This window comes from Salipiger sp. ABN3_019, from assembly GCF_056158605.1.
In genome coordinates this window covers 717,421-734,717 of sequence record NZ_JBSWTP010000009.1, presented here as the reverse complement: position 1 = coordinate 734,717, position 17,297 = coordinate 717,421, and the positions used below count along the sequence as shown (strand labels likewise).

The 17,297-nt window shown below is 67.5% G+C and carries 15 protein-coding genes; 13 read left to right on the top strand and 2 right to left on the bottom strand.

Features of this window, described 5'->3' with window-relative positions:
• Positions 1 to 38: 38 nt before the first annotated feature.
• The 4 genes from ACXAD2_RS11600 (at position 39) to ACXAD2_RS11585 (ending at position 4,614) form a co-directional block, all read left to right on the top strand.
• Positions 39 to 209, top strand: coding sequence for an argininosuccinate lyase (locus tag ACXAD2_RS11600; protein ID WP_224905961.1), 171 nt, complete (start codon positions 39 to 41; stop codon positions 207 to 209).
• Complete coding sequence (locus ACXAD2_RS11595) at positions 206 to 517, top strand: DUF2834 domain-containing protein (RefSeq protein WP_475170025.1); 312 nt, start codon at positions 206 to 208, stop codon at positions 515 to 517. Before ACXAD2_RS11600 ends, ACXAD2_RS11595 begins: the two co-directional genes overlap by 4 nt.
• Positions 518 to 638: 121 nt before the next feature.
• Positions 639 to 1,904, top strand: a complete 1,266-nt coding sequence (gene lysA, locus ACXAD2_RS11590) for a diaminopimelate decarboxylase (protein ID WP_475170022.1) — start codon at positions 639 to 641, stop codon at positions 1,902 to 1,904.
• Positions 1,905 to 1,977: 73 nt separating this feature from the next.
• A complete protein-coding gene (locus ACXAD2_RS11585) occupies positions 1,978 to 4,614 on the top strand; it encodes a TIGR02302 family protein (RefSeq protein ID WP_475170019.1) in 2,637 nt (878 codons plus the stop codon).
• 240 nt (positions 4,615 to 4,854) lie between these two features.
• Here ACXAD2_RS11585 and ACXAD2_RS11580 read toward each other — a convergent pair whose 3' ends face one another.
• Entirely contained in the window at positions 4,855 to 5,148 is a 294-nt protein-coding gene (locus ACXAD2_RS11580; protein WP_164179893.1) for a YggT family protein, read from the bottom strand.
• A gap of 133 nt (positions 5,149 to 5,281) precedes the next feature.
• On the opposite strand from ACXAD2_RS11580, the gene ACXAD2_RS11575 reads away from it, so the two are divergent.
• The 8 genes from ACXAD2_RS11575 to yaaA all read left to right on the top strand — a co-directional run bounded on the left by ACXAD2_RS11575 (position 5,282) and on the right by yaaA (position 13,914).
• A complete protein-coding gene (locus ACXAD2_RS11575; RefSeq protein WP_475170017.1) occupies positions 5,282 to 5,860 on the top strand; it encodes an acyl-CoA thioesterase in 579 nt (192 codons plus the stop codon).
• Positions 5,861 to 6,020: 160 nt separating this feature from the next.
• Positions 6,021 to 7,361, top strand: coding sequence for an MFS transporter (locus tag ACXAD2_RS11570; protein ID WP_475170015.1), 1,341 nt, complete (start codon positions 6,021 to 6,023; stop codon positions 7,359 to 7,361).
• Entirely contained in the window at positions 7,358 to 8,284 is a 927-nt protein-coding gene (gene mepA, locus ACXAD2_RS11565) for a penicillin-insensitive murein endopeptidase (RefSeq protein ID WP_475170012.1), read from the top strand. Before ACXAD2_RS11570 ends, mepA begins: the two co-directional genes overlap by 4 nt.
• Positions 8,257 to 9,270 carry an esterase-like activity of phytase family protein gene (locus tag ACXAD2_RS11560; protein WP_475170010.1) on the top strand — a complete coding sequence of 338 codons (1,014 nt, stop codon included), beginning with the start codon at positions 8,257 to 8,259 and terminating at the stop codon, positions 9,268 to 9,270. Before mepA ends, ACXAD2_RS11560 begins: the two co-directional genes overlap by 28 nt.
• A 65-nt stretch (positions 9,271 to 9,335) precedes the next feature.
• A complete protein-coding gene (locus tag ACXAD2_RS11555) occupies positions 9,336 to 9,977 on the top strand; it encodes a queuosine precursor transporter (protein ID WP_475170007.1) in 642 nt (213 codons plus the stop codon).
• A gap of 415 nt (positions 9,978 to 10,392) precedes the next feature.
• A complete protein-coding gene (gene arfB / locus ACXAD2_RS11550) occupies positions 10,393 to 10,812 on the top strand; it encodes an alternative ribosome rescue aminoacyl-tRNA hydrolase ArfB (RefSeq protein WP_066103555.1) in 420 nt (139 codons plus the stop codon).
• Positions 10,813 to 11,040: 228 nt separating this feature from the next.
• Positions 11,041 to 13,098 carry a DNA helicase RecQ gene (gene recQ, locus ACXAD2_RS11545; protein WP_475170005.1) on the top strand — a complete coding sequence of 686 codons (2,058 nt, stop codon included), beginning with the start codon at positions 11,041 to 11,043 and terminating at the stop codon, positions 13,096 to 13,098.
• Between the two features lie 42 nt (positions 13,099 to 13,140).
• Complete coding sequence (gene yaaA, locus ACXAD2_RS11540; protein WP_475170002.1) at positions 13,141 to 13,914, top strand: peroxide stress protein YaaA; 774 nt, start codon at positions 13,141 to 13,143, stop codon at positions 13,912 to 13,914.
• On the opposite strand, the gene ACXAD2_RS11535 is transcribed toward yaaA, so the two are convergent.
• Positions 13,899 to 16,412, bottom strand: a complete 2,514-nt coding sequence (locus tag ACXAD2_RS11535; protein ID WP_475170000.1) for a hybrid sensor histidine kinase/response regulator — start codon at positions 16,410 to 16,412, stop codon at positions 13,899 to 13,901. The genes yaaA and ACXAD2_RS11535 overlap by 16 nt on opposite strands.
• A 302-nt stretch (positions 16,413 to 16,714) precedes the next feature.
• Here ACXAD2_RS11535 and ACXAD2_RS11530 point away from each other — a divergent pair, with 302 nt between their 5' ends.
• Positions 16,715 to 17,269: a putative glycolipid-binding domain-containing protein gene (locus ACXAD2_RS11530; RefSeq protein ID WP_475169997.1), complete on the top strand. Its 555-nt coding sequence runs from the start codon at positions 16,715 to 16,717 to the stop codon at positions 17,267 to 17,269.
• Positions 17,270 to 17,297 lie beyond the last annotated feature (28 nt).

The following is a 17,297-nucleotide window of genomic DNA, read 5'->3' as shown; positions in this document are numbered from 1 at the left end:
TGCCCCTGGCCTATCCGGGCGCGCAAAGATCGCAAGGAATGCGAGGACTACCGATGATCATCCGCAGCGCACAGGCCCTTGGCCTTGCCCTTCTGCTTGCCGCCTGCGGCGCCGATGGCGCCCCGACCCGGCCCGAGCCCAAGGACAGCACGCCCGAGCCCGGCGTCAGCATCCACGGCACCGTGAAGATGGGCATTTCCAGCAAATGAGGCTGCGCCACCTGTGGCTGGCACTGGCGCTCTGGGGCGCGGTGCATCCGATGGTGCACATGCTTGGCTGGCTGGCTGGCAACGGCTGGTCGCTGCCCGGCATGATCGCCGCGTGGCAGGCCAATGGCGCGGTCACCGGCCTAAGCTGGGATCTGGTCATCACCGCCGTCACTCTGACGCTCTGGATCCTCGCTGAGGTCGCGGTGCGCCGCAACTGGGTGGCGCTTTTGGCGATTCCCGCCACATTCCTCATCGGCGTCAGCTGCGGCCTGCCGCTCTACCTGTGGTTCCGCTCAAGGCCGATCTGAGACGCCCGCCCAAAGGCTTGGCGCCGTTTTCGGGCGATGAATCGCCCTGTTCCCTTCCCACGGGTTATCCTTTATCCCCGCGCTGAAGCCCTTACGCGGCAGCAGTTATCCGGGGACCGACATGGACCATTTCCTCTATCGCAACGGCATTCTCCACGCCGAGGACGTGCCTCTGCCCGAGATCATCTCGCAGGTGGGCAGCCCGGTCTATGTCTACTCCACCGCCACGCTGCTGCGGCATTTCCTGCTGTTCGACGAGGCGCTGAGCTGGGGTCCGCATCTTGTCTGCTACGCGATGAAGGCCGCCTCCAATCAGGCGATCCTCAAGACGCTGGCCAAGGCGGGCGCGGGCATGGATGTGGTCTCGGGCGGCGAATACGCCCGCGCCAAGGCCGCTGGCGTGCCCGGCGAGCGCATCGTCTTTTCCGGCGTCGGCAAGACCCGCTCCGAGATCCGCACCGCGCTGACCGGCGGCATCCGCCAGTTCAACATCGAGAGCGAGCCCGAGATGGAAGTGATCTCGGAGGTCGCCAGCGCGCTTGGCGTCACCGCCCCGGTCACCATCCGCGTCAACCCGGACGTCGACGCCAAGACCCACGCCAAGATCGCCACCGGCAAATCCGAGAATAAATTCGGCATTCCCATCGCCCGCGCCCGCGAGGTCTATGCCCGCGCCGCCGCGCTGCCGGGGCTGAAGGTGGTCGGCATCGACGTGCACATCGGCTCGCAGCTGACCGATCTCGAACCCTTCCGCCTTGCCTATCGCAAGGTCGCCGACCTCACCCATGCGCTGCGCGAGGACGGCCACAGCATCGAACGGCTCGACCTCGGCGGCGGGCTCGGCATTCCCTACACCCGCAGCAACGAAGCGCCGCCGCTGCCCACCGATTACGGCCAGATGATCCGCGAGGAACTGGGCGATCTGGGCTGCGAGATCGAGATCGAGCCGGGCCGCCTGATCGCGGGCAACGCCGGTATCCTCGTGTCGCAGGTGATCTACCTCAAGCACGGCGAGGGCCGCGATTTCCTGATCCTCGACGCGGCGATGAACGATCTCATTCGTCCCGCCATGTATGACGCGCATCACGACATCGTCCCGGTGATCGAACCCGCCCCCGGCGGAGAGCAAAGCACCTACGACATCGTCGGCCCGGTCTGCGAGAGCGGCGACACGTTCGCCAAGGCGCGCACCATGCCGCAGGTCAATCCGGGCGAGCTGGTGGCCTTCCGCTCGGCAGGCGCTTACGGCGCGGTCATGTCTTCGGAGTATAATACGCGGGCACTTGTCCCCGAAGTTCTGGTGAATGGAGATCAATTCGCTGTCATTCGCCAGAGACCGAGCTTTGAGGAAATCATAAACCGCGATACGCTTCCGGAGTGGCTGTAAGACCCCGTCCCTGACGGGTCCCCTGCGGTCCAGCACCGCAGGAAAGACCCGCAGCAAGGACCGGGAGACGAGCATGCCCTCAAGGGACCGCGCGCCCGCCGACATCCTCAAGCCGGTAAGATGGCCGCTCCGCCTGACCCTCTGGGGCATGGCGGCGGAACGGCTCGTGCGGGCGTTCTGGCCGCTCTGGTCGGTGATCTTCGTCGTGATCGCGGCGCTGATGCTCGGCCTGCAGGATCTCGTTGTCGTGGAATGGGTCTGGGCCGCTGGCGCTCTGGCGCTCTGCGCCGGGGGCTGGGCGATCTGGCGCGGGCTACGCCGCATGCGCTGGCCCCGCCGCGAGGAGGCGCTGCTGCGCCTCGACGGCACACTGCGCGGAAATCCCATTCAGGCGACGCTCGACACCCCCGCCATTGGCGGCAACGACCCCGGCTCGCAGGCGCTGTGGCAGGCGCATCAGGCCCGGATGCGCGCCCGCCTTGACGAGGCCCGCGCCGTGCAGCCCGACCTGCGGGTGTCGAAATCCGATCCGTTCGCCCTGCGCTATGTGGCGCTGCTGGCGCTCTTGGTGGCGCTGATCTTCGGCTCGGTGCTGCAGATGCGCTCGGTCACCGGCATGGGCCCTTCTGGCGCGGCGCTGGCCTCCGGCCCCACGTGGGAAGGCTGGATGGAGCCGCCCGCCTACACCCGGCTGCCCTCGGTCTACCTCAATGACATCACCGCCGCATCGCTCGACGTGCCCGAGGGCGCGCGCATCACCCTGCGGCTTTATGGCGAGATCGGCGCGCTCGGCGTTGCCGAGACCGTGTCCGGCCGCACCCCCGATCCGGCCGCCAACTCTGCTACGGGCGCCGAGGCTCCGGCGGACACGGCGCAGGAATTCACCGTCGCGCAATCGGGCCGGCTGGTGATCGACGGCCCCGGCGGGCGCGGCTGGGATCTCAATGTGATCCCCGACGCGCGGCCCGCCGTCGCCCAGCAGGGCGAGATCAAATCCTCCTACGAGGGCGACGCGCAAATCCCCTTTCAGGCCTCCGACGATTACGGCGTGGTCTCCGGCACCGCCCGGATCGAGCTTGCGCTGAGCGAGGTCGATCGCCGCTACGGGCTTGCCCGCGAGCCCGAGGAACGCGCCGCGATCGAATTGCCGCTGCCCATGCCCATCGCTGGCAGCCGCACCGAGTTCACCGAAACGCTGATCGAGAATTTCTCCGAGCATCCGTGGGCCAACCTGCCGGTGCGCATCTCCTTCGAGGTTGCCGACGAGGCGGGCCAGACCGGTGCCGATACCGGCTCGGTGATCACCCTGCCCGGCCGCCGCTTCTTTGACCCGCTGGCCGCCGCGCTAATCGAACAGCGCCGCGCCCTGCTGTGGTCGCGCGCGAACGCCCGCGACGTGGTGCAGATCCTGCGCGCCGTCAGCTATCAGCCCGACGATATCTTCCGCTCGGCGGTGCCCTATCTGCGCCTGCGCACGATCCAGCGGCGGCTCGAGGGGTTCACCGCAGATGGCATGACCGCCGAGCAGCAGGACGAGATCGCCGGCGCGCTGTGGGATCTGGCGATGTTGCTCGAAGAGGGCGATCTGTCGGATGCGCTGGAGCGGCTGCAACGCGCGCAGGACCGGCTCACCGAGGCGATGAAGAACGGTGCCTCCGATCAGGAGATCGCCGAGCTGATGCAGGAGCTGCGCGAGGCCACCGACGACTACCTGCGGCAGCTGTCGCGGCAGGCGCAGCAGAACCCCGACCAGAACCAGCAGCAGATGGCTCAGGATCAGAACATGATCGAGATGAGCCAGAACGATCTGCAGCGGATGATGGACCGCATTCAGGAACTGATGGAACAGGGCCGCATGGCCGAGGCGCAAGAAGCGCTGCGGCAGCTTCAGCAGATGATGGAGAACATGCAGGTCACCCAAGGCCAGCCCGGTCAGGGCCAGAGCCCCGGCGAGCAGGCGATGGAGGGCCTCGGCGAGACGCTGCGCAACCAGCAGGGCCTGTCGGACGAGGCGTTCCGCCAGTTGCAGGATCAGTTCAACCCCGGCCAGCAGGGGCAACCGGGCCAGCAGCAGGGGCAACAGCAAGGTCAGCAGCAAGGCCAGCCCGGCCAGGGTCAGCAGGGTCAGCAGCAAGGCCCCGGCCAACAGCAGAGCCAGGGTCAGGGCGAAGGTCAGGGTCAGGGCAACTCTCAGCAGGGCGACGGCGGCACGCTCGAGGAAAACCTCGCCGACCGCCAGCAGGCGCTGCGCGAAGAGCTGAACCGCCAGCGCGGCAATCTGCCCGGTGCCGGCACCGAGGCCGGCGAGGCCGCGCGCGACGCGCTGCGCCGCGCCGATGATGCCATGGACGGTGCCGAGGAAGCGCTGCGGCAGGATGATTTCGCCGAGGCGCTGGACCAGCAGTCGCAGGCCATGGAAGCGCTGCGCGAGGGCATGCGCAACCTCGGCGAGGCGCTGGCGCAGCAACAGCAGCAGGGACAGGGCCAGCAGGGCATGGCGCAGGGCGGCGAGCCCGGCCAGCAGCGTGACCCGCTGGGCCGCAACTCTGGCAGCAACGGCCAGTTCGGGACCGATGAGACCATGCTGCAGGGCGAAGACGTCTACCGCCGCGCCCGCGAGTTGCTCGACGAGATCCGCCGCCGCTCGGGCGAGGGCGAACGTCCGCAGGAAGAACTGGAATATCTCGAAAGACTGCTCGACCGGTTCTGACGGTCGCTGTCAAAGCGCCCGTAGAGGCAGCCCTGCCGCCCTAACCCGGCGCGACGCCCGGCCGCGACCGCGGATCCGCCTCCGGCGGGCGTACTTGTAAAGAGAAGAAGTATGGGGCGCGCGCGGCCGGTCCCTTCTTCTCTTTGAAAATACGCATTCTTTTTAGAGAATCGCCGGGGGTGAGGCGCAAAGCGCCAAGGGGGCAGCGCGCCCCCCATCTCACCCAAACATCTTCCCGGCTCAGAAGCCGTAGAAGAACCCGGCGTTGTTGGTGAGGATAATGCGGATCGCATATATGCCGATCAGCGCCACTAGCGGCGCCAGATCGAGCCCGCCCATCGGCGGCAGCACCCGGCGGATGGTGGAATAGACCGGCTCGAGAATGCGGTTCAGACCGTCCCAGATCTGCGCAACCAGCGGCTGCCGCAGGTTCAGAACCTGAAAATTGATCAGCCAGCTCATGATCACATGGGCGATGATGATGAACCAGATCACGTCGAGGATCAGCATCAGGATCTGGAACAGCGATTGCATGCGGGTGCGCCCTTTGTTTGTGTCAGCGCCCCAAGACCTAGGCAGTGTCGCGGCAAACCTCAAGAGTGCCGCGAGGTCGTGGTTGACGCTCGCGTCACCCTGTCGCCCATTTGCGCCCCGAAAGGAGCGCCCAATGTACCCGTTCTTCCGCCTCGCCAAAGAAATGTTCCTCGTGCGCAACGCCGCGCCGCTGCCCACCGGGGAGGTCAGCGTCACCCGGCACATCTGCTGGCCGTGGGATCTCGACATGTTCGCCGAGCTCAACAATGGCCGGGTGCTGACGCTTTACGATCTGGGCCGCATGCCGATGGCGCGGCGCAGCGGGCTGCTGGCGCTGATGAAACGCGAAGGCTGGGGCTTTGCCGTCGCCGGGACGATGGTGCGCTACCGCAAGCGGGTGAAGCTTTTCGACCGGATCGAGATGCGCAGCAGGGTGATCGGCTGGGACCACCGCTTCATGTATCTCGAGCAGAGCATGTGGAAGAGCGACGGCGACTGCGCCAGCCATGCGGTCTTTCGCACCGCGGTCACCTCGGCCGCTGGCATGATCGCGCCCGCGCGGGTGATGGATCTGCTCGGGCAGCCCAGCGTCTCGCCGGAATTGCCGGACTGGGTGGCAAAATGGGTCGAGGCCGAGGACGCGCGCCCTTGGCCGCCGATGCAGGAGCCGGTGCCCGCGCCGCTGGAGCCGGCCGAGGAAAACGCCGCCTGATCGCTGCCCAGTTCTTTGGCCAGTTCTTCGGCCAGAGTTCCGCCGGGCCTTGCCTTGCCTCGCACCGCCCTGTTCTATCGCGGCACAGGTCTATAGCAGAACTGGCAGCGCCAGCGACCAGTGCAAGCGACCAGGGCCAGCGACGAGGGGTGAGACGGGCATGACGACAGCGGGCGCGCGGCGCAGGCGGATCTGGGGCTGGTTCTTCTTCGACTGGGCCAGCCAGCCTTACAATACGCTGCTGATCACCTTCATCTTTGCGCCCTATGTCAAAGAGCTGATGGCCGACGGCAGTGCCGCGCAGGCGGCCTGGGGCTTCGGCATTGGCGCGGCGGGGCTCGTCATCGCCCTGCTCGCCCCGGTGCTGGGCGCCATGGCCGACAGCGGCGGCCACCGGCTGCGCTGGATCTGGGCCTTCTCGGCCCTCTACGTGATCGGAGCCGCGATGCTCTGGTTCGCCGCGCCGGGGGATTTCAACCTCATCCTCACGCTCTTTTTCTTTGCGCTGGGGCTGGTGGGGATGGAATTCGCCACGATCTTCACCAACGCCATGCTGCCGGACCTCGGCCCGAAAGAGCAGATCGGTCGCATCTCGGGCAACGGCTGGGCCTTTGGCTACCTCGGCGGGCTGATCTCTCTGGCGCTGATGCTGGCGTTCTTCGCCGAGAGCGCGGCCACCGGCAAAACCTTCCTCGGGCTGGATCCGGCGCTTGGCCTCGACGCGGCGCAGCGCGAGGGCACCCGCGCCGTCGGCCCGCTGACCGCGCTTTGGTATGCGGTCTTTATGATCCCCTTCTTCGTCTGGGTGAAAGAGCCGAAAGCCGCCGCCTCGCCGCAGGGCGCGGTCCGGCGCGGCCTGATGCAACTGAAGGACACGCTGCGGCACCTGCCCAAACGGCCCTCGCTCTTTGCCTATCTCGCCTCGTCAATGTTCTACCGCGACGCGCTCAACGGGATGTATGCCTTTGGCGGCATCTATGCCGCGGGGGTGCTCGGCTGGTCGGTGGTCGACACCGGGGTGTTCGGCATCATCGCGATCATCTCCGGCGCGCTCTTTGCGTGGCTCGGCGGCCATGCCGACACGCGCTTTGGCCCCAAGCCGGTGATCGCGGCGATGATCCTGCTGCTGACGCTGGTCGCCATCGCCATCGTGCTGGTCGACCGAAGCTCCGTCTTCGGCCTGCCGGTCGCCGCAGGATCAAAGCTGCCCGACATGGCCTTCTACCTCTTCGGCGCCCTCATCGGCGCCTGCGGCGGGGTGCTGCAATCGGCCTCGCGCAGCATGATGGTGCGGCAGGCCGACCCCGCGCGGATGACCGAAGCCTTTGGTCTTTATGCGCTCTCGGGCAAGGCGACGTCCTTTCTCGCGCCGCTGCTGATCGGCGCTGCCACCGCGCTGAGCGGATCGCAACGGATCGGCGTCACGCCGCTCATCTTCCTTTTCGTAATCGGCCTCGGTCTGCTACTCTGGGTGAAACCAGACGGAGATCGAGCAGAATGATCCGCACCCTGATTTGCCTCACGCTCGCCTTGGCGGTTGCCGCCTGCGGCGAGGACAAACCCGCGCCCAAAGTCACCAGCACGGACCAGCTTCCAAAGGTCACCGGGGTGATATCCTCGAAAAGCGCCAAGCAGATGTTCGGCGCCCAGCAGGTGTCCGCCCAGCTGCAGCCCGCCGCCTTTGGCTCCTACTCCAAGGGCTGCGTCGCGGGCGCACAGCAACTGCCGGAAACCGGTGCCACATGGCAGGCCATGCGCCTGTCGCGCAACCGCAACTGGGGTCATCCGCAGCTGATTGATTTCGTCGAGGACCTGTCGCGCAAGGCCGCGCGGCTGCCCGGCTGGAACGGGATCTACGTCGGCGACATGAGCCAGCCGCGCGGCGGCCCGATGACCTCGGGCCACGCCAGCCACCAGATGGGGCTCGACGCCGATATCTGGATGCGCCCGGCGGACAATCTCAACCTGACCCGCCAGCAGCGCGAGAACATCTCGTCGATCTCCCTGCGCCGCGCCGCCGGGGCCTATGTGAACAGCAGTTGGACGCCGCAGCACCACGCGCTGCTGAAGGCCGCCGCGCAGGACCCGCGCGTGGCGCGCATCTTCGTCTTCCCTGGCGCCAAGGTGCAGATGTGCAACGACGAGACCGGCGACCGCGCTTGGCTGCGCAAGATCCGCCCGTGGTACGGCCACCACTATCATTTCCACGTCCGGCTCTCCTGCCCGCGCGGCGATGCCTCCTGCGTCGATCAGACCCCGCCGCCGCCGGGGGATGGCTGCGCCGATGCGCAGGCTTGGGTGAACAACATCATCAACCCGCCGAAGCCCGACCCCAACGCGCCCAAGGTGACCCCAAAGCCCAAGCGTGACCTCGTGATGGGAGACCTCCCGGCCCAATGCGCCTCCGTCATCGCCGCGCGCTGAGCGCCGCCCATTCCGGCCTGCCCATGGCCACGGCACAGTCCCTGAAAACCGGACTGCGCCGGGGCCTTCTCCCTGCCTGTCTCGCCGCGCTCTGCGCGCTCCCGGCCTGCGCCGGGACATTGCAAGAAGGCGGCGCAGAACAGGCGGGCGCGGGTCATCTGGTCGGCAGCTACGTTTGGCAAAACAACCACGACCGGTTTGGCGGCTTCTCGGGGCTCGAGGTCAGCGAGGACGGCCAGAGCTTCACCGCGATCAGCGACCGTGGCAGCATCGTCATGGGGCAGTTCCAGCGCGAAAACGGCGTGATCACCGGGCTCGAGGCTTCGCGGGTGGAAAAGCTGCTGGATGAGACCGGCACGCGCATGCCGCCCGAGATCGACGATGCCGAGGGGCTGGCCATCGGTCCCGGCGGGCGCATCTATGTCTCCTTCGAAGGGCCGCCGCGCATCCACGCCTCCGAGCGGTTTGATCTGCCCGCAACGGTACTTCCGCAGGGCGATTTCTACCCCGGCCTGCAGAACAACTCCGGGCTCGAGGCACTGGCGATCGACGCCGAGGGCCGCCTGCTCACCCTGCCCGAACGCTCGGGCCAGTTGACCAAACCCTTCCCGGTCTGGCGCTTCGACGGAACGCGCTGGAGCCAACCCTTCTCGCTGCCCCGCAGCGGCACTTTCCTTGCGGTGGGCGCCGACATCGGACCCGACGGCAAGTTCTACCTGCTCGAACGCGAGTTCACCGGCTACGCCTTCCGCAGCCGGGTGCGCCGCTTCGACATCACCGGCGACAAGCTGCGCCACGAGGAAGTGCTGTTCGAGAGCGGCGCCTTCGAGTTCGACAATCTCGAAGGCCTCGCCGTCTGGCGCTCGGCCCCGGGGCGGATTCGGCTGACGATGATCTCGGACGACAACTTCAAGTTCTTCCAGAAGACGGAGTTCGTCGAAGTGGACGTGCCGGAATTGCTTGATCCGCAGGCGATGAACCAGTAAGCCCCCGTCCGTCCGCCCGTCAGGTGGGCCGAGTTCCCCGCCACCTTGTAAAACGGGTCACCATCATGACACGCTCCTATCTTCCCGGCATTCTTGCCATGGCCGCCACCGTGCTGGCCTCGAACATCCTCGTGCAGTTCCTCTTCGGCCAATGGCTGACGTGGGGGGCCTTCACCTATCCCATCGCCTTTCTGGTCACCGACCTGATGAACCGGCTCTACGGCGCGCAGGCCGCGCGCAAGGTCGTGCTGGCGGGTTTCGTCACCGGCGTCATCTGCTCGCTGATCGGAACGCAGGTGATCCTGCAGGGCGACGGCTACAGCTACCCCGCCGTGACGCTGCGCGTGGCCATCGCCTCCGGTGCCGCCTTCCTCGCCGCACAGCTGATGGATGTGGCGATCTTCGACAGACTGCGCGGCGGCGCATGGTGGCGCGCGCCGCTGGCCTCGACGCTGGTGGGCAGCTCGCTCGACACGGCGATCTTCTTCTCGGTGGCCTTTTCCGGCGCCTTCACCTTCCTCGAGCCGGGCAATGATGTGTCCTGGGCCAACGAGGTGCTGCCGCTTCTGGGCATCGGGCCGACCGTGCCGCTCTGGGTCTCGCTGGGGCTGGCGGACTGGCTGGTGAAACTCTCGCTCGCCCTCCTCGCGCTGGTGCCGTTCCGAATGATCGTTTCGAAGGCAGTTGCGGCGCGTTCCCTCGCGTGAGCTGTTAAAAATGCTTTGCGGAGTCCACATTCCGTGGCACGCTGAACTTGCGTTTTTCAAACAGCTGAAAGGAGGTGATCCAGTGTCTAGAGAAACATTGGAGAAAGGTGTCGGAACAGTTCGGAGGGCAGTGCGCTAGGGCAACCCCTGGCGTGAAGGAACCCGAATTGGCGCGACCTAACCGGCCCCGCCTCCTTGACGTCTCGAATGGGTCACCCCACAGGCAGGGTGACCCATTTCCCTTTAAGAAGCTCCGGCTTTCGAGAGCTCTGGCTTAGAGGGGAAAACTTCGAGAAACCCGTCTCTTTCAGTCACGGCCCGTGCCCCTCCGGCGCGGGCCGTCTGCTTTTGCCGCGCCCGTCTGTACGACACCCCCCCGCTTGCAAGCCGCGCCGCGCACGCTAATGTCCCGGCCATGCTGCGCATCAACGACAACATCGCCATCGAGGACTGGGAGATCACCGAACAGTTCATCCGGTCCTCCGGGCCCGGCGGGCAGAATGTGAACAAGGTCTCGACCGCCGTCGAACTGCGCTTCGAAGCCGACCGCTCGCCCAATCTGCCCGGCCCGGTGAAGGCGCGGCTCAAGCGCATCGCCGGTCGCCGCTGGACCAAGGAAGGCGCGCTGATCCTGCAGGTCGAAGAGACCCGCAGTCAGGCCCGCAACCGCGAGATCGCCCGCGAGCGCCTTGCCGAGCTGATCCGCAAGGCGCTGGAAAAGCCGCGCCGCCGCATCCCCACCAAACCCACGCTCGGCTCGAAAAACCGCCGGATCAAGGCCAAGAAAGAGCGTGGCGAGGTCAAGGCGATGCGCGGCAAGGTCGATCCGGACTGAGCACCGGTCCTGAGGGTCTTTGGGGGGCTCTGCCCCCGGCGCTGCGCGCCTCCCCCGGGATATTTTCGTCTAGACGAAGCGCCCCCTGCTTCTTCTCTTTGATAAATACGCATATCCGGCACCCAACGCCCGGAACACCGCGTCGGACAGGGCGCGAGGCCTTGTTAACCGAATCTTAGTGTGTGATTCTGCTTCCCGAGCAGTCATCAAAAAATCAGGCCCCAGCCCATGCCACGCGACATCGCGCCCGCCGAGGCGCTGCTGAAGGACATTTTCGGCTACGATGCCTTTCGTCCCGGTCAGGGAGAGATCGTCGCGGCGGTGGCCGAGGGGCAGAACGTGCTGGCGATCATGCCCACCGGCGGCGGCAAGTCGCTGTGCTACCAGCTGCCCGCGCTGCTGCGCGGCGGGCTGACCGTGGTGATCTCGCCGCTCATCGCGCTGATGCGCGATCAGGTGCGCGGGCTGCGCGAGGCCGGGGTGAACGCCGGCGCGCTGACCTCCGGCAACACGCAAGAAGAGACCGACGCGGTCTGGCAGGGGCTCGAAGATGGCTCGCTGCGGCTGCTGTACCTCGCGCCGGAACGGTTGGCCTCGGGCGGCGCGCAGCGCATGCTGGCGCAGGCGGGTGTCGGGCTCATCGCCGTGGACGAGGCGCATTGCGTCAGCCAATGGGGCCATGATTTCCGCCCCGATTACCTGCGCATTGGCGAGCTTCGGCGCGCGCTGAACGTGCCGATCGCCGCCTTCACCGCCACCGCCGATCAGGAGACGCAGGCCGAGATCGTCACCCGCCTGTTCGATGGCGAGCAGCCGAAGACCTTCCTGCGCGGCTTCGACCGGCCCAACATCCACCTCGCCTTCGCCCCCAAGGACAGCCCGCGCCAACAGATCCTGCGCTTTGCCGCCGCGCGGCGCGGCCGCTCGGGCATCGTCTACTGCGGCACCCGCGCCAAGACCGAGGGGCTGGCCCGGGCGCTCGCCGACGAAGGTCATCCCACCTGCTTTTATCACGGCGGCATGGAGGCCGAGGCCCGCCGCGCCGTCGAAGAGCGTTTCGCCACCGAGGACGGTCTGATCGTCTGCGCCACGGTCGCCTTCGGCATGGGCGTCGACAAGCCCGACATCCGCTGGGTCGCCCACGCCGACCTGCCGAAAAGCATCGAGGCCTATTATCAGGAGATCGGCCGCGCCGGGCGCGACGGCGCCCCGGCAGAGACGCTCACCCTCTATGGCGCCGACGACATCCGCCTGCGCCGCGCGCAGATCGACGAAGGCATGGCCCCGCCCGAGCGCCGGGTCGCCGACCATGGACGGCTCAACGCGCTGCTGGGGCTGGCCGAGGCGCTGGGATGCCGCCGCCAGACCCTGCTGCGCTACTTCGGCGAGGCGTCCGAGCCCTGCGGCAACTGCGATCTCTGCGACAGCCCGCCCGAGGTCTTCGACGGCACCGAGGCGGTGCGCAAGGCGCTCTCTGCCGCGCTGCGCACCGGTGAAAACTTTGGCGCCGGGCATCTGATCGACATCCTTCTGGGCAATGAAACCGACAAGGTGCGCCAGCGCGGCCACGACGGTTTGCCCACCTTCGGCGTCGGGCGTGATCTGAAGAAGGGTCAATGGCAGGCGGTGTTCCGGCAGATGATGGGGCGCGATCTGGTCCGCCCCGACCCCGAGCGGCACGGCGCGCTGGTGATGACCGAGGCCGCGCGCCCGATCCTGCGCGGCGAGGAAAGCATCGAGCTGCGCCGCGACGTGATCGACAAGGCCGCGCAGCGCCGCCCGCAGGTCAAGACGCTGGTCAGCGAAGAGGACGCGCCGCTGATGTCCGCGCTCAAGGCCAAGCGCCGCGCGCTGGCCGAGGCGGCGTCTCTGCCCGCCTATATGATCTTCCCCGACCGCACGCTGATCGAGATGGCCGAGCGCCGCCCCGAGAGCCTCGACCAGATGGGCGCGATCAGCGGCGTCGGCGCCAAGAAACTGGAACGCTATGGCGCCGAGTTCCTCTCGGTGATCACCGGCGGCGCTCCCGAAGAGACCCACCCACAGCGCATGCGCGCCGCCGCGCGCGGCTCGGGCGAGCTCTTTGATCGGCTGATGAGCGCACAGGCCGATCTGATCCGCGGCGAGGATGGCACCGCAAAGCCGCTGTCCTGCTCTGCCTCGTTGCTGGCCAAGATCGCCGGGCTGCGCGATCCCGCGCCGGAAGATCTCGAACGGATCCTCGGGGAGCGACGTTTTGACCGCTTTGGTCCGGCCTTTATGGACCTTCTCGCCGAAGCTGATTAGAACGATTCCAAACTGATGGATATGTTCAAGGAGTAACCGCGCATGCTCGTGGTGATTTCGCCTGCGAAGAAACTGGACTGGACGCCGCGCGACACGCAGATGACGGCGATGGATTTCCCCGATGAGGCGATGCGGCTGGTGAAAACCGCGCGCAAGTTGGGGGTGCCCGAGCTGAAAAAGCTCATGCATCTGTCGGACAAGCTGGCCGAGCTCAACCGTGACCGGTTCCGCGATTATGCCGAAGAGCCTGAGGTCGAGGCCACCCGCCCCGCCGCGCTGGCCTTTGCCGGAGACACCTATCAGGGGCTCGACGCCGCCTCGCTTGACCCCGAGGAAATGGACTATGCGCAGGATCACCTGCGGATCCTCTCGGGCCTCTACGGCGTGCTGCGCCCGCTCGATGCGATCCAGCCCTACCGGCTGGAAATGGGCTCGCGCCTGAAGACCGAGCGCGGCAAATCGCTCTATGACTTCTGGGGCGACCGGCTGTCGAAAGCGCTGAACGCGCAGGGCGAGGCGCTTGGCACCGATGTGCTGGTGAACTGCGCCAGTCAGGAATATTTCGGCGCGGTCGACCGCAAGGCGCTGAACCTGCGGGTGATCACACCGCAGTTCCTCGAGGATAAAGGCGGCGAGCCCAAGGTCATCAGCTTCTACGCCAAGCGCGCCCGCGGCGCGATGGCGCGCTTCATGATCACCCGCCGGATCACCGATCCCGAGGGGCTGCGCGACTTCGATCTGGGCGGCTACGCCTATGACGCGGCGCGTTCGACCGAGGATCAGCCCGCCTTCGTCCGGACTCACCCCGAAACCTGAGCCGCAGCGGGGCCCGACCATTTCTCGATCAGCCGCGCGAGGTCCGGCTTGCGCAGCGGCTTGGTCAGATAGTCGTCGAGCCCCGCCGCGATCAGCGCCTCGCGGTCGCCGGTCATCGCATGGGCGGTGACCGCGATGATCGGCACGCGCGGCCCGTCGCCCTCGATCTCGCGGATGCGCCGCGTCGCCTCCTTGCCGTCCATGCCGGGCATCGAGATGTCCATGAAGATGAGATCGGGACGCCGCGCCTCGAATTCGCCCACCGCCTCGGCGCCGTCGCAGGCAAAGCGCAGCTGCAACGGCAGATCCAGCGCCTCGGCCATCTTGCGAAACACCAGCTGGTTGGTGCGGTTGTCCTCGGCCAGCAGCAGATCGAGCGCGCCCGTCCCTGTGGCGGGCGCGGCGCGCGGCGCGGGCGGCGGCGGAGACAGGCGCCTCTCATGCCCGTCCCAACCCGCCAGCGCCGCGCAGAGGCTCCGGCGCGACGCGGGCATCTGGACCACCGCAAACGCGCCCGAGCCCTGCGGCACCGAGGCGGGCTGCGGCGACAGCAGCAGCACCGGCGGGCCGCCCCCTGCCAGCGCCTGCGCCAACTCCGCGCCCTCGAGCCCCGGCAGCGCCTGTTCGGCGATCACCAGATCCACCTCGCCCGCCCGCGCATGATCCAGCGCCGCATCGCCCGAGGCGCACCAGACCGCCTCCAGCCCCAGCGCGCCCAGCTGCCGCAGCAGGATCGCCCGGCTCTCGGGCATCGCGGCGACCACCAGCGCGCGGCGCAGCCCCGGGGGAAGCGCCAGCGGATCGCCCCGCCACGCCTCGGCCAAAGGCAGATCCAGCCGCAGCCCGAAACAGGCCCCCTCGCCCAGCTCGCTGTCCACCCAAAGCTCACCACCCATCATCTCGCCCAGCCGCCGGGTGATCGCCAGCCCCAGCCCGGTGCCCTCGAAACTGCGGTTGCGCGCGTCCTCCACCTGATTGAACTCGCCAAAGATATGGTCGAGCTTGTCGCGCGCGATGCCGATGCCGGTGTCCTCCACCGTCAGGCTCAGCGCCGCGCGCCCCGCCTCTGCGCTGCCGCTCACACGGATCAACACATGGCCCTCGGCGGTGAATTTCACCGCGTTGCCCACAAGGTTGGTGAGGATCTGCCGGATCCGCCCCGCGTCCCCCACCAGCCCGGCGGGCAGGCTCGGGTCATAATCCACCAGCAGCGCCACGCCCTTCTCGCGCGCCGCCGGCTGCAGCAGCAGCGCCACCTCGTGGATCGCCCGCTCCAGATCGAACGCTTCGGCACAAAGCGCCATACGGTCCGCCTCGATCTTCGAATAGTCGAGAATGTCGTTGATGATCAGCAGCAGCGCCTCGCCCGAGCTGCGGATCGTCTCGGCATAGAGCCGCTGTTCCTCGCTCAGCGCGCTGTCCATCAGCAGCGCCGCCATCCCCACGACGCCATTCATCGGCGTGCGGATCTCATGGCTCATATTGGCAAGGAAGGTGGATTTGGCGTGGCTTGCGGTCTCGGCCCGCTGCCGCGCCTCTTCCAGCTCCTGCTGGATGCGCTTGGCCTCGGTGATGTCGATGCGCAGCCCGACCCGCCCGCCATCGGTCAGCGGCCGCTCGTAAACCCGCAGCCAGCGCCCGTCCCCCAACTGCTGCTCAAGCTCGCGCTCGGCGCCGCGATGCGCGCTCAGCCGCTCTTCGAGCCAGTGCTCCTCGCGGCCCATCGCCTCGCGGTACTGGCCGCGCGCCAGCCCGTGGCGCAGGATGTCCTCAAAGCTGACGCCGGGGCGGATCGCCTCGGCGCTGGCGTGATAGATCTCGCGGTAGGTCTCGTTGCACATCAGCAGCCGGTCCTCGGCATCGAAGATGACGAAGCCGTCGGGCAGCTCTTCCAGCGCTGACCACATGCGCATCAGATCGGTGATGTCAAAGCTCAGCGTCACCACGCCGCCGTCGGGCAGATGCCGGTCCTGCAACTGCAGAAACTGCCCGGTGTAGATGCGGATGGTCTCGGTCGGGATCGGATCGGCCTCCCAGCGGGCGGCCATGCGGGCGCGCCAGTCGTCGCCATGCTCGCCCTGCAGATCGACGATCCCCTCCTCGACCATCATGTCGAGCACATGCGCATAGCCCGCCCCCGGCCCGATGGTGTCGAGCCCATCGAACAGCGCCAGCCAGGCCGGGTTGGCCAGCTCCATCCGCCGCTCGGCGTTGAAAGTGGCGAACCCGTCGCGCATGCAGGCCAGCGCGGTCCAGAGCTGCCCTTCAACCAGTTCGATCTTCTGATGCGCGGCGCCAAGCTGAGTCTTCACCCGCTGGTTCTCGTCGCGCACCGTGGCAACCTCGGCGCGGGTCTCGGTGATCTCATGGCTCAGCTGCCGCGCGTGCAGGTTGAGCTTGCGATTGGCGGCAAAAAGCTCCGCCTGCTTGAGCTCAAGCAAACGCTCCGCCGCCAGTCGCGCGCGCCGTTCCTCGGCCAGCCGTGCCGCGATCTCCATGCCCAATGCCCTCTGCGACAGAGCCACACTGCGCGCGCCACGGTGAACATCTTCTTAAGAAAACCGATGCAAAACGCCCGCTTGCCTTTACGAAGGGGCAGGGGCACCATGGTACAGCCTTGCCGCAAGCGATGCGGCAGGGCCGCATCCGACGGGGAGGAGACGCGCATGCAGCAGGTTTTCCCGACACGCGCCCACCGGGTCCGCAAAGACCAGGTTCGCAACGACCGGGTCCACAGTGACAGGGTTCGCGACCATAGGGTCCACTACGACCAGACCCGACATAACGGCGGTGCGCGCCGATGACCGAAACTCTGGGCACGATGCACTGGCGCGCGCTGGACCGCGACGGCGAGGACAAATGCCGCCTCGCGCGGCACGAGGATGGCTACATGCTGGTCGGTCACGCGCGGTTCCGCGACGGCTCGGGCTGGGCGGCGCTGGATTACGTGGTGCGCTGCGGCCCCGACTGGCTGACCCGCAGCGCCGATGTCACCGGCACGCTCGGCGGCGAAGAGATGCGCTGCCGCATCACCTGCGAGGGCGGGCATTGGGCGCTCAACGGTGCGCCGCTGCCCGAGCTTTCCGGCTGCAGCGACATCGACTTCTCCTTCACCCCGGCGACCAACCTGATGCCGCTGCGCCGCCTGCCCGAGGTCGGGCGCCTGCCGGTGCGCGCCGCATGGATGCGGCTGCCGGGGCCCCGGCTCGACCCGCTCGACCAAAGCTACACGCGCGAGCGCGGCGGTCTGGTCAGCTATCAAGCCGCGCAGACCGGCTATGAGACACAGATCAGCGTCGACCCCTGCGGCTTCCCCACCCGCTATCCGGGCCTGTGGCAACAGGTCGAGGTCTGACGCACCACCCGCCCCACTAAGGCCAGCG

Excerpts from the sequence above, each read along its gene's own strand:
- ACXAD2_RS11595 (WP_475170025.1), top strand. The coding sequence starts at position 206 with ATGAGGCTGCGCCACCTGTGGCTGGCACTGGCGCTCTGGGGCGCGGTG.
- ACXAD2_RS11530 (WP_475169997.1), top strand. The coding sequence starts at position 16,715 with ATGACCGAAACTCTGGGCACGATGCACTGGCGCGCGCTGGACCGCGAC.
- recQ (WP_475170005.1), top strand. The coding sequence starts at position 11,041 with ATGCCACGCGACATCGCGCCCGCCGAGGCGCTGCTGAAGGACATTTTC.
- ACXAD2_RS11555 (WP_475170007.1), top strand. The coding sequence starts at position 9,336 with ATGACACGCTCCTATCTTCCCGGCATTCTTGCCATGGCCGCCACCGTG.
- mepA (WP_475170012.1), top strand. The coding sequence starts at position 7,358 with ATGATCCGCACCCTGATTTGCCTCACGCTCGCCTTGGCGGTTGCCGCC.
- arfB (WP_066103555.1), top strand. The coding sequence starts at position 10,393 with ATGCTGCGCATCAACGACAACATCGCCATCGAGGACTGGGAGATCACC.
- ACXAD2_RS11560 (WP_475170010.1), top strand. The coding sequence starts at position 8,257 with ATGCGCCTCCGTCATCGCCGCGCGCTGAGCGCCGCCCATTCCGGCCTG.
- ACXAD2_RS11575 (WP_475170017.1), top strand. The coding sequence starts at position 5,282 with ATGTACCCGTTCTTCCGCCTCGCCAAAGAAATGTTCCTCGTGCGCAAC.
- lysA (WP_475170022.1), top strand. The coding sequence starts at position 639 with ATGGACCATTTCCTCTATCGCAACGGCATTCTCCACGCCGAGGACGTG.
- yaaA (WP_475170002.1), top strand. The coding sequence starts at position 13,141 with ATGCTCGTGGTGATTTCGCCTGCGAAGAAACTGGACTGGACGCCGCGC.
- ACXAD2_RS11535 (WP_475170000.1), bottom strand. The coding sequence starts at position 16,412 with ATGGAGATCGCGGCACGGCTGGCCGAGGAACGGCGCGCGCGACTGGCG.
- ACXAD2_RS11570 (WP_475170015.1), top strand. The coding sequence starts at position 6,021 with ATGACGACAGCGGGCGCGCGGCGCAGGCGGATCTGGGGCTGGTTCTTC.
- ACXAD2_RS11580 (WP_164179893.1), bottom strand. The coding sequence starts at position 5,148 with ATGCAATCGCTGTTCCAGATCCTGATGCTGATCCTCGACGTGATCTGG.
- ACXAD2_RS11600 (WP_224905961.1), top strand. The coding sequence starts at position 39 with ATGCGAGGACTACCGATGATCATCCGCAGCGCACAGGCCCTTGGCCTT.
- ACXAD2_RS11585 (WP_475170019.1), top strand. The coding sequence starts at position 1,978 with ATGCCCTCAAGGGACCGCGCGCCCGCCGACATCCTCAAGCCGGTAAGA.